11 protein-coding genes are annotated in these 13398 nt (G+C 71.2%); all 11 read left to right on the top strand.

All coding sequences use genetic code 11. From position 1 onward, the window contains the following. Positions 1–21: 21 nt before the first annotated feature. The gene (locus EV378_RS29260; RefSeq protein WP_132430594.1) at positions 22–492 is read left to right on the top strand and encodes a VOC family protein; all 471 of its coding nucleotides are present in this window, start codon (positions 22–24) and stop codon (positions 490–492) included. After that, positions 489–1973, top strand: a complete 1485-nt coding sequence (locus tag EV378_RS29265) for a class I adenylate-forming enzyme family protein (RefSeq protein WP_132430595.1) — start codon at positions 489–491, stop codon at positions 1971–1973. The genes EV378_RS29260 and EV378_RS29265 overlap by 4 nt, the downstream gene beginning before the upstream one ends. Further along, the gene (locus EV378_RS29270; protein ID WP_165922537.1) at positions 1973–2962 is read left to right on the top strand and encodes an LLM class flavin-dependent oxidoreductase; all 990 of its coding nucleotides are present in this window, start codon (positions 1973–1975) and stop codon (positions 2960–2962) included. Before EV378_RS29265 ends, EV378_RS29270 begins: the two co-directional genes overlap by 1 nt. Further along, on the top strand, positions 2959–4503 hold the full coding sequence (locus EV378_RS29275) for a GMC family oxidoreductase (protein WP_132430597.1): 1545 nt from the start codon (positions 2959–2961) through the stop codon (positions 4501–4503). The genes EV378_RS29270 and EV378_RS29275 overlap by 4 nt, the downstream gene beginning before the upstream one ends. Beyond that, complete coding sequence (locus EV378_RS29280) at positions 4487–5989, top strand: aldehyde dehydrogenase family protein (RefSeq protein ID WP_132432909.1); 1503 nt, start codon at positions 4487–4489, stop codon at positions 5987–5989. Before EV378_RS29275 ends, EV378_RS29280 begins: the two co-directional genes overlap by 17 nt. A 215-nt stretch (positions 5990–6204) precedes the next feature. Then, a complete protein-coding gene (locus EV378_RS29285; RefSeq protein WP_165922538.1) occupies positions 6205–7050 on the top strand; it encodes a MerR family transcriptional regulator in 846 nt (281 codons plus the stop codon). 196 nt (positions 7051–7246) lie between these two features. Further along, positions 7247–8278 carry a glucose-6-phosphate dehydrogenase (coenzyme-F420) gene (gene fgd / locus EV378_RS29290; RefSeq protein ID WP_132432911.1) on the top strand — a complete coding sequence of 344 codons (1032 nt, stop codon included), beginning with the start codon at positions 7247–7249 and terminating at the stop codon, positions 8276–8278. Further along, complete coding sequence (locus EV378_RS29295) at positions 8275–9534, top strand: LLM class flavin-dependent oxidoreductase (RefSeq protein WP_165922539.1); 1260 nt, start codon at positions 8275–8277, stop codon at positions 9532–9534. The genes fgd and EV378_RS29295 overlap by 4 nt, the downstream gene beginning before the upstream one ends. Positions 9535–9603: 69 nt before the next feature. After that, positions 9604–10947 carry an FAD-binding oxidoreductase gene (locus EV378_RS29300; RefSeq protein ID WP_165922540.1) on the top strand — a complete coding sequence of 448 codons (1344 nt, stop codon included), beginning with the start codon at positions 9604–9606 and terminating at the stop codon, positions 10945–10947. Continuing rightward, on the top strand, positions 10944–12314 hold the full coding sequence (locus EV378_RS29305) for an FAD-binding oxidoreductase (protein WP_165922541.1): 1371 nt from the start codon (positions 10944–10946) through the stop codon (positions 12312–12314). Before EV378_RS29300 ends, EV378_RS29305 begins: the two co-directional genes overlap by 4 nt. A gap of 30 nt (positions 12315–12344) precedes the next feature. Next, positions 12345–13250 carry an NAD(P)-dependent oxidoreductase gene (locus EV378_RS29310; protein ID WP_132430602.1) on the top strand — a complete coding sequence of 302 codons (906 nt, stop codon included), beginning with the start codon at positions 12345–12347 and terminating at the stop codon, positions 13248–13250. Positions 13251–13398 lie beyond the last annotated feature (148 nt).

Raw genomic sequence — 13398 nt, forward strand, 5'->3', positions numbered from 1 at the left:
AACGATTCGAGGAGTACCACCATGAGTGACGAGAGCGTGTTCCAGGGTGTGCAGGAGCTCGGCCTCGCGGTCGAGGACCTGGACGCCGCGATCGCCAAGTTCGAGGCCGTCTTCGGGACGAAGGCCTGCCCGGTCATCGAGGCTCCCGAGCCCGGGATCCAGATGAAGTTCGCCTATGTGACCGTTGGTGACCAGCGGATCAACCTCATGCAGGATATCGACGGCGGAGCGGGCCCGATCGGCCGCGCAGTCAAGCGCCGTGGCGAGCACTATTTCAATTCGATCATTCAGGTCAATGACCTCGACGCGACGATCGAGCGGCTGCGCGCAGCCGGTGTCGAGCTGGTCGAGGACGAGCCCCGGCTGTTCGAGAACGGCGAGTACGCCGGCCGCCCGTACATCACGAATCGGGTCGTCTGGACCAACCCGCGCACGTTCCACGGCATGCTCGTGGAGTTCCAGGAGTTCGTCTGGGCCTCGGAAGAGCAGTGATACGGACGCCCGACGACGTTCGCGGCGTCCGTTCGTACGAACGGCTCGCGCACTGGGCGGAGGAGTGTCCCGAGCGGCTGGCCATCGGCTACGCCGGTCGCTGGATCACCTTCGCCGAGTGGCACGAACGCGCACGGCAGTGCGCCGCAGCCCTCCGCGATGACGTCTCGCCGGTCGCGCTCGTGTACGACGTGGCCGACGCGATCGACTTCGCGGTCGGGTACGTCGCCGCGCATGCCGCCGGGCGCCCCGCGCTCGTCCTGAACCCGAAGATCCCGGCGGGTGACCTGCGCACGCAGATCGACTTCGCGGGTGCGGGCACGGTCCTGCAGAGTGCGGGCAAGGACATCGGCCCGGCCGTCGAGCTGCGGTCGGAGCCGCTGCTCGACCGCTGGGGCACTCCGGTCGCGGAGATCTCGTTCTCGTCCGGGACCACGGGAGAGCCGAAGGGGATCCTGCTCAGCCACTGGGCACTCGCCTGGGCCGGTGTGATGGCGAGCCACCTCGCGTTCGCGGGGCGGCACTCCTTCGATGAACCGGGCGAGCCTCTCGGGTGGGGCGACACGATCGTCTCAGCCTTTCCGGCAGGCAGCGCGGCCACCACGAACGGGCTCCTGAACACCGGGCTGGACGTCGGGGCGCGGATGCACATCCTCCCGAAGTTCGATGCGGCGACGTTCTCCGACGTCATGCGCGACGTCGGCGGGACGGTCTTCTACGGCGCTCCGGCGCACCTCGCGCTGTGGCGGCAGGCTGAGCCGGACGCCGTCCTCACCGGTCGCACCTACATGGTGATCGGGCAGGCACCCTCGGGCGTCGACATCGAATGGTTCCTCCGCCGTCGCGGCGACGCCCGGCTGGTCAACGCGTACGCGCTGACCGAGACGTGCGCCGGCATGACGGTCGCGGTCGACGAGGACGCCTACGGCGCCGGACGGCCGGTCCACGGCGTCGAGATCAGGCTCGTCGATGCCGACGGCCGGGACACGCGCGACGAGGGCGAGCTGGTCATGCGGTCGTTCGGGATGATGGAGGGCTACCTCGATCGCCCGGACCTCACCGCCGCGCGGGTCCTCGACGGCTGGGTACACACCGGCGACATCGTCGAGCGTCAGGGTGACGCGTACGTCATCCGCGGTCGGGTCGGCGACCGGATCAACCGGGGCGGCTACAAGTTCGACCCGATCGACGTCGAGGACGTCGCGGCGCGGGTTGCGGGGGTCACCGGCGCGGTGGCCTGCGCGATCCCGCATCCGGTGCTCGGTGAGGACGTCGCTCTGGCCGTCGAGGTGGCGGCCGCGCACGACCCGGACGCCGTCCGGGTCGCGGTGGCCGCCGCGCTGGGCGAGGCGCTGCCGACGTTCAAGGTCCCCCGCGACGTCCGGGCGGTCCGCCAGCTGCCCCGCGGCGGCCTGGACAAGCCGTCGCGCAGGGCCGTGGCCGCATGGTTCACCGACGACGAGGCGAAGGAGAAGGTCTGATGCTGCGACGCGGGATCTGGTTCGCGGGAGACGTACCCACCGAGCGGATGGTGGAGCTCGCCCGCAAGGCCGAGCAGGCCGGCCTGGACTCGGTCTGGATGGCGGACGGCTACTACGCCCGTGACCCGCTGGTATCGCTCGCGGCGGTCGGCGCGGCGACCGAGCGCGTCCTGCTCGGGACGTCGGTCCTCAACCCGTACACGCGCCATCCGGCGGCGCTCGCGATGGCGTTCGCGACGCTGGACGAGCTCAGCGGCGGGCGCGCGGTGATCGGTATCGGCTCCGGCGCACAGCACCAGGTCGCGGACCAGATGGGTTACGACGGATCCCGCCCGCTCACGGCCGTCCGCGAGGCCATCGACGTGCTGGAACAGATGGCCACGGGCCACGAGGTCCGGTACGACGGGAAGGTGATCACGGCCCGCGGGCCTCGCCTCGTCATCCGCGGCGCTCGGCAGCTCCCGATCTACGTCGGTGCCGTCGGCCCGAAGATGCTCCAGCTTGCGGGCAGGCGCGGTGCGGGCGCGTTCGTGCCGCAGACGTCCCCCGAGTTCGTCCGGGCCGCGGTGAAGGACGTGGCGAAGGGCGCCGCCGACGCCGGCCGGGACCCGCGCGACGTCGACATCGCGGCGATGATCGTGCTCGCCGTTGCCGATGACGAGGCGGACGCGCAGCGCACCGTCGGGCCGCTACTCGGCATCCTCATGCTCGCCCCGGAGGCGGAGCGGATCCTGCAGGGCAACGGGCTCGACCCAGGGATCGCCGACCGGCTGCGCGCGGCGTTCGCGGCCGGCGGCGTGCGTGAGGTGGCCCGCACGGTCACCCCCGAGATGATCGACAAGCTCGCGATCGCCGGTCCGCCCGACCTGTGCCGGGCAAAGCTGCAGGAACTGGTCGACGCCGGCGTGACCCACCCGGTCGTGTCGATGCTCGGCCGGTCCTCCGAGGCGGGGTTCGAGGTACTGAACGCGATAGAAGAGCGCGGATGACCACCGAGGCCTTCGACTACGTCGTCGTGGGCGGCGGAACCGCAGGATGTGTCGTGGCGGCACGGCTGACCGAGGACACGCAGGCATCGGTGCTGCTGATCGAGGCGGGCGGGGACGAGCGGCGGGCCGACGTCGAGTCACCTGAGGGGTGGCCGTCGCTGCTCGGCAGCGACGCCGACTGGGCGTTCGAGACCGTTCTGCAGCCAGGCACCGGGCGCGCCTGCCCGGCCGCGCGGGGCAAGGTGCTCGGCGGCTCCGGCTCGATCAACAACATGGTGCACCTGCGTGGGCACGCCGCTGACTTCGACGGCTGGGCCGCTGCGGGCGCGCACGGATGGGACCATGCGGCCGTCCTACCCTATTTCCGCCGCTGCGAGGACGTCCCGGACGGCGACCCCCTGTACCGCGGGCGGGGCGGCCCGCTGAACCCGCGCCCGTCCGGAACGTCCGACCCGGTCGGCATGCGGTTCGCTGCCGGGGCGGAGCGGGCCGGGCACGAACGGGTGGGAGATCTCAACGCTGCGTCGATGCTCGGCATCGGGTTCCCGGACGCGCTGATCTTCTCCGACCGGCGCGAGAGCACGGCCTCGGCGTATCTGCGTCCGGCGATGGTGCGGCCGAACCTGCATGTCCGTCCGAACGCGCTGGCCAGGGGGTTGCGCATCGAGGCGGGTCGGTGCACCGGGGTGGAGTACGACCGGGACGGCGCCACCCACCTGGCGACGGCCGCCGTGGAGGTCGTGCTCTGCGCGGGGGCCGTCGGATCACCCCACCTGCTGCTGCTGTCCGGTGTCGGGTCCGCCGACGAGTTGGCTGCGCTCGGCATCGAGCCGGTCGTGCACGCTCCGGAGGTCGGGCACAACCTGCAGGACCACCCGCTACTGGCCGGCATCCGGTACCGAAGCGAGCGGCCGTTGCCACCGGAGTACCTGCGGCCCACCGCGACGGTGCTCGCCCGGAGCGGACCGGACTCGGTCGCCCCGGACCTGCACATCACCGCGGCGGGTATGGACTTCCACTACGAGTGGCAGCACCCGCTGCCGAACAGCATCACGTTCGCGATCGGTCTGATGCGTGTGCGCAGCCGCGGCGCCGTGCGCCTGGCCTCGGCCGACCCGACGCGAGCACCTGTCATCGACCCGGGCTACCTCGCCGACCCGGCCGACGTCGACACCCTGATCACGGGTGTCGAGCTCGTCGAGGAGATCGTGCAGACCGGGGTGTTCGACGACTGGGGCGGGTTCTCGGAGACCACCGCGCTGCTCCGGCTCGGACGAGCGGAGCTCGAGAGCGCCGTGCGGGATGCGATGGGCAGCTATTTCCACCTCGCGGGCACCTGCCGCATGGGCTCCGACTCCCGCGCCGTCGTCGATCCGGAACTCCGCGTCGCGGGCGTGGACGGGCTGCGCGTCGCGGACGCATCGGTCATGCCGACGCTCGTGTCCTGCAACTCGAACGCGGCAACGGTCATGATCGGGGAGAAGGCGGCCGACCTGCTGTGCGGACGGAGGACTCGTGGCAACGATGCGGCCGCCTCGTGAGGACACCGATGGGCTCGCCGGTGTGGACCCCTCGCTGCGGGAATGGCTGGAATGCCGCCGACCGATGCTCATCGGCGGGGTGGCGGTGGACGACGCGTCGGCGTCGGCGGTCGAGGACCCGTCCACCGGGCGGTGCCTGGCCGAGGTCGCCCAGGGCCGCCCCGAGCACGTGGACCGCGCCGTGTCGAGCGCGCGCGCCGCGTTCGACGGCGACGAGTGGCGCTGGCTCCCGGCCTCGGCCCGCAGCCGCCTCCTGCTCGCCGCGGCCAGCCTGGTCGACCGCCACACCGAGCAGCTCGCGCAGCTCGACGCCCTGGATGCCGGCATCCCGATCGCGCTGTCCCGCACACTGGTGACCGCCGCGGCCGAGGCCCTGGAGTACGCGGCCGGGATCCCGGCGCGCGTCGTCGGAGAGGTTCTCGCGCCCTCGGGTCTGCGCGGCGACCGGTTCCAGGCCCGCGTCCTGCGCGAGCCGCTGGGTGTGGTGGGGATGATCCTGCCGTGGAACTCGCCGATCGCGATGCTGCTCGACAAGATCGGGTACCCGCTCGCGACCGGGAACACCGTCGTCGTCAAACCGGCCGAGCAGACGCCGCTGGGCGCGCTGCGGGTCGCGGAGCTGTTCCTCGAGGCGGGGCTGCCGCCGGGTGTGCTGAACGTCGTGCCCGGGCTCGGTCACGACGCGGGTGCCGCACTCGTCGAGCACCCCGGCGTCGACAAGATCTCGTTCACCGGTTCGACGGCGACCGGGAAGCGGATCGCCGCCGCGGCGGCCACGAACCTGACCCCGGTATCGCTCGAGCTCGGCGGCAAGTCGCCCGCCGTCGTCTTCGCCGACGCGGATCTCGACGCCGCCGTCGAGTCGGTGGCCGGCAACGCGTTCCTGCTGTCCGGTCAGTTCTGCACGGCCCCGTCGCGGGTGTTCGTCCAGCGACCCGTCTTCGACGATGTCGTGGCCCGGTTGTGTGGGGCGGCGGGGGTGCTCGTGGCCGGCCCGCCCCTGGACCCTGCGACGACGACGGGGCCGCTGATCTCGGCCCACCAGCGCGAGCGTGTCGTCGGCTACATCGAGTCCGGCGTGCGCGAGGGCGCGCGGACGGCGTGCGGCGGTGCCGCGGCCGATGGTCCTGGCTACTACGTGGCGCCGACCGTGCTGACCGGGACCGCGCGGGACATGACGATCGAACGCGATGAGGTGTTCGGTCCGGTCGTATCGGTGACGCCGTTCGACGACGTGGACGAGGCGATCGACCGCGCCAACGACACGCCCTATGGCCTCGCTGCCGGTGTCTTCACCGGCAGCCTGGCAACGGCGGAGCGGATGACGCGAGCGCTGCAGGCCGGGAACGTGTGGGTCAACTGCTACAACCTGTTCGATCCGGCACTGCCGTTCGGTGGGTACAAGCAGTCGGGCTGGGGCCGCGAGAGCGGTGCCGCGGCGATCGAGCTGTACACGCAGACGAAGACGGTGGCGACCGCGACCTGACGGTGGCGATGCACCAGGCCCGTGTTGACGTCGGTCAACTCATTGCAACTCCAGTAAGGTATGGGAGTGTGCGAGGGCGCTTGTCGTCGCCGGTTGGCCGGCCACCGGGCGAATCCGGTTGGTCAGTCACCCGGCGAACCTCGCCGTGCTGCTCCCGGGGGACGGCCCGCGGGTATCCTCGACGCGCCATGCCACGGAAGGACGCCGATACCTCGATGCCCGACACTCCGCCCGCAGCAAGCCGCGGCCCTGCAACACCCGCGGGTCAGGGCGGGGTCTACCGGGTCCAGGAGGCGGCGCGGATCGCTGACGTCAGTCCGACGACCGTGCGGGTGTGGGAGCGCAACGGGCTGGTGAGCGCCCACCGCGGATCGAACGGTTATCGCTACTTCAATGAGGCGGACCTGCAGCGGATCCGGCGCATCGCCCACCTGCGCAAGGTGAAGCGGCTCAACATCGAAGGCATCCGGCGGGCGCTGCACGACAGCGACGAGAGCGTGTCCGCGTCCCCGCCGGTGAGCGCCGAGTCGACCATCGGGCCGCGGCTGCGCAAGCTCCGGCAGGACGCCGGGATGACTCTCGGCCAGGCCGCCGAGCTGGCCGAGCTGTCGCCGTCGTTCCTCAGCGCCCTGGAGCGCGACCAGACCGGCGTGTCGTCCCAGAGTCTGCATCGGCTGACGCACGCGTACGGCTCGACCGTCTCGGCCGTGCTGCGCAGCGACACCACGGAGCTCGTGCAGCTGTCGCCGGCCGGGAAGCGGAAGGTGAGCTCGGTCCACGGTTTCCGCGCCGAGCATCTGATCAACGGGCAGACCATGCTCGACGGCATGCTGATCACTCTCGAGCCGTCCTCTGAGTCGAGCGGCCCCGTCACCCATGAGGGTGAGGAGATCATCTACATCCTGGAGGGCGTGCTGGACGTTCGGCTCGGGACCGGGCAGCGGTTCAAGGTCCGAGCGGGAGAGTCGCTGTTCTACCCCAGCACGATCGAGCACGAGTGGACGAACACCGGTTCCGGGCCGACCCGCTTTCTCTGGGTGGCCACGCCGCCGTCCTACTGATCCGGGCCCGGTAGCCGGCCGGCCGAGCGGGGCGGGGCCGTCGAGCGGCTGGCTCATGCCGTGCCGGCCTCCCGCGCGCTGTGGTCGTGACGCCGACGCGTGCCCGGCGCATCCCGGGATCGGCCACTCCGCGGTGTTGTCAAGTCAGCTGAATTTCAGTAAGGTTTGCGCCGTGTCGTCAGTCACAGCGCAGCCGATGAGGTACGGGTACAAGGCGTCCGCCGAGCAGTTCGCCCCGCGCGAGCTGATCGGATACTCCGCGTTGGCCGAGGATCTCGGTCTGGAGACCATCGCGGTGTCGGACCACTTCCAGCCGTGGCGCCACCACGGTGGCCACACCCCCGCGGTGCTCCCGTGGCTCGGGGCGCTGGGCGAGCGCACCAGGCACGCGGTACTCGGGACGAGCGTCCTGACGCCGACGATGCGGTACCACCCGTCGGTCGTCGCGCAGGCGTTCGCGACGCTGGCCTGTCTGAACCCCGGCCGGGTGTTCCTGGGGGTCGGGACGGGCGAGGCGCTGAACGAGACGCCCGCGACAGCGGGCGAGTGGCCCGGCCCCAAGGAACGCAGACTGATGCTGCGTGAGTCGATCGAGCTCATCCGCAGGCTGTGGTCCGAGGATCGGGTCACGTTCGACGGCGAGTACTACCGCACGGACCGGGCGACGATCTACGACCGTCCCGAGACCCGGATTCCGATCTATCTCGCAGCTTCCGGGCCGCTCGCGGCGAAGCTCGCCGGCCGGGTGGCCGACGGCTACATCGCGACCTCGGGCAAGGACCCCCAGCTCTACCGCGACCTGCTGGGAGCACTGGCCGAGGGCGCAGAGGCTGCCCAGCGCGACGTGAACCGGATCGACCGGTTCATCGAGATCAAAGTCTCCTACGACAAGGACGCCGACTACGCCAGGGACGCCTGCCATTTCTGGGCGCCGCTCGCGCTCAAGCCGGAGGAGAAGACCGGCATCGACGACGCGCTGGAGATGGAGCAGGCGGCCGACAAGATCCTCGACCGGGCGCACACCCGCTTCATCGTGTCCGACGACCCCGAGGAGGTCGTCGAACGGATCGCGCCGTACGTCGAGGTCGGGTTCACCCACCTCGTCTTCCACGGGCCGGGACACGACCAGGAGCGGTTCCTGCGCGGCTTCTGCACCGACGTCCTTCCCAAGCTGCACGACCGGTTCGGTCGTGCCGCAACCACCACGAGCCCCGGGGAGGGCCAGTGAGCATCGACAACGCCAAGAAGCTGCAGCCCCGCGCGAGCGTGCCGACCGAGGTCCGACGTGGTCCGTTCGATCCCGGCGGTCAGCCGTCCCTGGACCGCGACCACCCGCTGCACCTGTCGCTGTTCGCCTGGAACGTCCGTTCCGGGCTGGCGGCGACGAAGGCGGTGCTGACCGACGAGGGGCGCTACGCCGACCAGTGGAAGTGGCCCGCGTCGCGAGACCTCCTGCAGGCCGCCGAGCGGGTCGGCTTCGACAGCCAGCTGCAGTACGGCATGTGGAGCGGCTACGGCGGCGAGACGAACTGGAACGGTGCGGCGCTGGACTTCGCGACGGGCGCGGCGGCGTCGGCGGTGGCCACGGAGCGGCTCGGTCTGTTCACCACCGTGCACGTCGGCTACGACTTCCACCCGCTGCTCGTCGCGAAGATCACCGCTGCCACGGACCACGTCTCGGGCGGCAGGCTCGGCGTCAACATCGTCGCCGCCTACGACCTCGCCGACTACGCGCAGTTCGGCTTCGGCGGCAAGGAACGCGACCGGGAGGCCGACGAGCGCGGGATCACGCGCACCTCGGCCGAGCGCTACGCGATGGCCGACGAGTTCTGCACGCTGCTCAAGTACCTGTGGACCTCGGCCGACCCGGTCGACTTCGAGGGCGAGTACTTCCAGGCCTACGGCGCGCAGGTGAACCCCCGACCGACGAGCGACCCCCGCCCGCTGCTGATGAGCGCGGCCTCGTCGGACCTGGGCATCGACTTCGCGGCCCGGCAGTGCGACGCCATCTTCATCGCGGGTCTCCAGTCGGGTGGGCACAGCCGCGACGAGGTGCGGGCCAGCTACGCGACCACGGCCGCCAAGGTCCGTGCAGCGGCCGAGTCCTACGGCCGCAAGGTCCGGATCTGCGGGATGTGTTTCGTCGTGATGGACGAGACGGACGAGAGGGCCGCCACGACGATGTCGTGGCTCGAGAACGAGATCGACGTCGCGGCCGTGACGAACCTGTACGGGAGGTACCGGGGCGTGCCCACGGACGCCCTCCCGGCCGACGTGAACGAGAACTGGATCCGCAACCTCGGCCTCGGGATCAGCGGGCGCCAGATCGTCGGCTCGTACGAGACCGTCGCGAACGAGCTCGCGGATCTCCACGAGGCGGGCGTCGAGCACGTCGCCATGTGCTTCTGGGACCCGGCTCGCAGCGTCGAGGCGTTCGGGGAGCACGTCATCCCGCTGCTCAAGGAGCGCGGGCTCCGGCACTGAGTCTCTCTCGGCGCGAATCCGATGGCGGCTCCCGACAGTGCCGACGACCACGATCGAGAAGGAACCGGTGTGACCCCTCCGTTCTTCCGCGGCGAATGGCTCGTTCCCGGCGTGCCCGGGTACGACGAGGCCCGGCAGGTGTTCAATCGGCGCGTGGACGCGCGGCCCGAGGTCGTCGCGAGCTGCGCGGGCGTCGCCGACGTCGTCGCCGCGCTCCGATACGCGGCCGAGCGCGGGATGCCGGCCGACGTGCGCTGCACCGGCGTCACGTTCGGCGGCCTCACCGCAGGCCGCGGGGTCGTCGTCGACCTGTCGCTCATGCGCGGAGTCGAGATCCTGCCCGAGCAGCGCATCGCCCGAGTGCAGGGCGGGGTCCGTGGCGGTGACCTGCAGATCGAGGCGTCCGTGCACGGTCTCGCCGGCGTGACCGGCATCGTGTCGACCACGGGTGTCGGAGCGTGGCTGGCCGGGGGGATCGGTCACCTGGCACGGCGCGTCGGGTACGCGTGCGACAACATTCTGGCCGTCGAGCTGGTGACGGCGGCCGGTGAGGTGGTTCGGGCGTCGCCGGAGGAGAATCCGGACCTGTTCTGGGGCGTGCGGGGGTCGACCGGGAACTTCGGTGTGGTGACCGCGCTCGAGGTCCGGCTGCACGAGGTCCCGCCGGTCGTCCACGGCGGGACGATGAGCTGGTCCCTGGACCGGCTCGACGGTCCGGTGCGAGCACTACGGGAACAGGACTGGACCTCGGACGGCATGCTCGTCATCGGCCTGCTCGGTTCGGCCTCCCTCGGAGGGCGCGGGGGTCTCGATCTTGTCGTCAGCCACAGCGGACCGTCGGAGGCGGCCCGCGCCGACCTGGAGCGGCTGCGGTCGTTCGGTGCGCCCGACGAGGAGAACATGGGAACCCGGACGTTCCGGGAGCTGAGCGTCCTGTTCGACGAGGGGTACCCACCGACGCGCTGTGCGATGGACGAGCAGTCCGTCGTGGCGTTCGACGACGAGCTCGTCACCGCCTTGGTCGACAAGATCCGCGAGCCGGTGGGGGGCGGCACGCGCTCGGTCGAGCTGGTCCCGCGCACCGGAGCGATGCGTGGCGCTCCCCGGCACGCGAGCGCTCTGCGTGAGTCCGCGCAGGCGCCGACCTGGGGCATCGGTCCCACCTGCTTCTGGGACGACCCGTCCGAGGACGCCGTCCATGACCGTTGGGTCGCCGAGGCCGTCGACACCGTGCGGCGGGTGGCGACGGTCGGCGGTTACGAGCATCCCGGCAGCGTCGGTGCCGCCCGTGACGTCGACGGCCTGCGGGGTCTGTACGGCAACCGCCTCGAGCGCCTGCGCCGGCTCAAGTCGACATGGGACCCCGACAACGTCTTTGCGGGCGGCCAGAACATCCCGCCGGTCGATCGATGACCTCCGACGGCACGACCACCGCTTCGGGTCGCCCCGCGTTCTTCCGCGGGGAGTGGCTTCTCCCCGGTGGGACCGGGTACAAGGCGGCACGTCCCGTGTTCAACCGGCGTGTCGACGCGCGTCCCGAGATCATCGCCCGCTGCGCGGGAGTCTCCGACGTCGTGTCGGCCGTCGCGTACGCGCGGGGCCGGGGGATGCGGCTGGACGTGCGCAGCACGGGGACCAACCTCGGCGGCGTGACCCACGGCCACGGTCTGGTCGTCGACCTGTCGCTGATGCGCGGCGTGCGGATACTGCCCGAGCGGAGAGTCGCCCGGATCCAGGGCGGCGTGCGTGGCGGCGACCTGCAGATCGAGGCGGGCGTGCACGGGCTCGCCGCCGCCACCGGAGGACTGTCACTGACCGGCGTCGGCCTGATGCTCGGTGGCGGCCTCGGCCACCTGTCATCCCGTGCCGGGTACGCGTGCGACAACATTCTGGCCGTCGAGCTGGTGACGGCGGCCGGTGAGGTGGTTCGGGCGTCGCCGGAGGAGAATCCGGACCTGTTCTGGGGCGTGCGGGGGTCGACCGGGAACTTCGGTGTGGTGACCGCGCTCGAGGTCCGGCTGCACGAGGTCCCGCCGCTCGTCCACGCGGGCACCATGTCCTGGGCCGTGGACAACCTCGACGGGCCGCTGCGAGCGCTGAGGAACTGGGACTGGGCCTCGGAGTACCTGAATCTGCTGCCGCAGCTGGGCTCGTCCTCGCTCGACGGGCGTGGCGCCCTCGACATCTTCGTGTGCCACTCCGGCGCCGCCGACCTGGCCCGCACGGAGATCGATCGGCTGCGGTCGTTCGGGGCGCCGGACGAGGACGGCATCGCAGAGGTGCCGTTCACCGAGATGACGTTCATGTTCGACGATCAGTTCCCGGCCACTCGGGCCGCGATCGACGAGCAGCCCGTCACCGTGCTCGGCGACGAGCTGATCGAGGCCCTGGTCGCGAAGATCCGCGAACCGGCGGGGAGCAGCTTCCGGATGATCGAGATTCTCACCCGCAGGGGCGCGCTCGCCCGCGCGCCGGAGCATCCGAGCGCGCTGCGCGAGACCGCGGAGCCGCCGACCTGGCAGATCGTCCCCGGCAGCTGGTGGGAGGACGCGGCGGAGGACGAGATGCAGCGGCGCTGGATCGCCGAGGTCCTCGAGGTCACCCGCCGGATCGGCCCCACCCGAGACGGGTGCGGTCACCCGAACACAGCAGGCGACGAGCGCGACCCGGACGGCGTCCGCCGCCTGTACGGCGACCGGTTCGACCGCCTGCGCGCCCTCAAGCGCCGGTGGGACCCGGACAACGTGTTCACCGGGAACCAGAACATTCCGCCTGCCTGAGGGCAGCACCGGCACCCATGGAGGGGCTGCATGACCGGATCCGAACTCAGCCCGCACACCCACGATGTCACGGTCATCGGTTGCGGTCTGATGGGAGCAGGGCTGGCGCGCCAGTTCGCGAAGAGCGGGTTCCGGGTGGTGGCCTGGAACCGCACGCACGAGCGGGCCGAGGCACTGGCCGGCGACGGTGTCACGCCGGTCCGGGCCGTGGTCGACGCGGTCCGGGCCGCGCCGCTGGTCGTGTCGTGCACGTCGACCTACGACACGACGCGCTCTGCGCTCGACCCGGTCGACCAGTGGCACGGGACGACGCTGGTCAACCTCGCGAACGGCACGCCGGACGAGGCCGACGCGTTCGAGCGGTGGGCGAGAGCGCGGGGTGCCAGGACGCTCGAGGGCGGCATCTTCTGCTACCCGCAGGACCTCGGCTCGGCCGAGGCGACGATCTACTACTCCGGGCCGGCGATGCTCTGGACGGAGCACGAGCGGACCCTGACGGTGCTCGCCGGCTCGTCGCGGCACGTCTCGGAGCAGACGAGGACGGCGAACGTGATGTTCGTCGGGATCTCGGCGTTCTTCATACCTGCGATGAGCGCGTATGTGGAGGCGGCGACGTACCTGCTGGACCAGGGCGTGTCCCCCGACACGCTGCGCGAGATCACCGTCCCACCGCTGCGGACGATCACCTACACGACCGAGGAGACGACGGAGGCGATCACGACCGGTCGCTACGACTCGGACCAGGCGACCGTCGCGCTCTACGCCGAGACGTCGGCGATCTGCCTCGACGCCGTCCGGGCGGCCGGTCATCGGGCCCGACTGCTCGCCGCGGCCGTCGAGAACCTGGACAGGGCGGAGGCGGCGGGCCTCGGGGGCCTCGGCTTCTACGCGCAGGCGAAGACCGCCCGGGACCCGGGTACCACCGACACGCACTGAGCCGCGGACCCTCGCGACGCCGGGCGCACGAGACCGACAAAGTCTCCTTCATCTCGACGCCTGTACGGCAGGGATGAACTCCTCCGCTATCCCATGTCTCGCAGAACTTCCTGCATCTACGGGCACATCCAGGACTGCAGCTATGTAC

Origin of the sequence: Pseudonocardia endophytica, assembly GCF_004339565.1 — a bacterium.
Taxonomy (GTDB): Bacteria; Actinomycetota; Actinomycetes; order Mycobacteriales; family Pseudonocardiaceae; genus Pseudonocardia; species Pseudonocardia endophytica.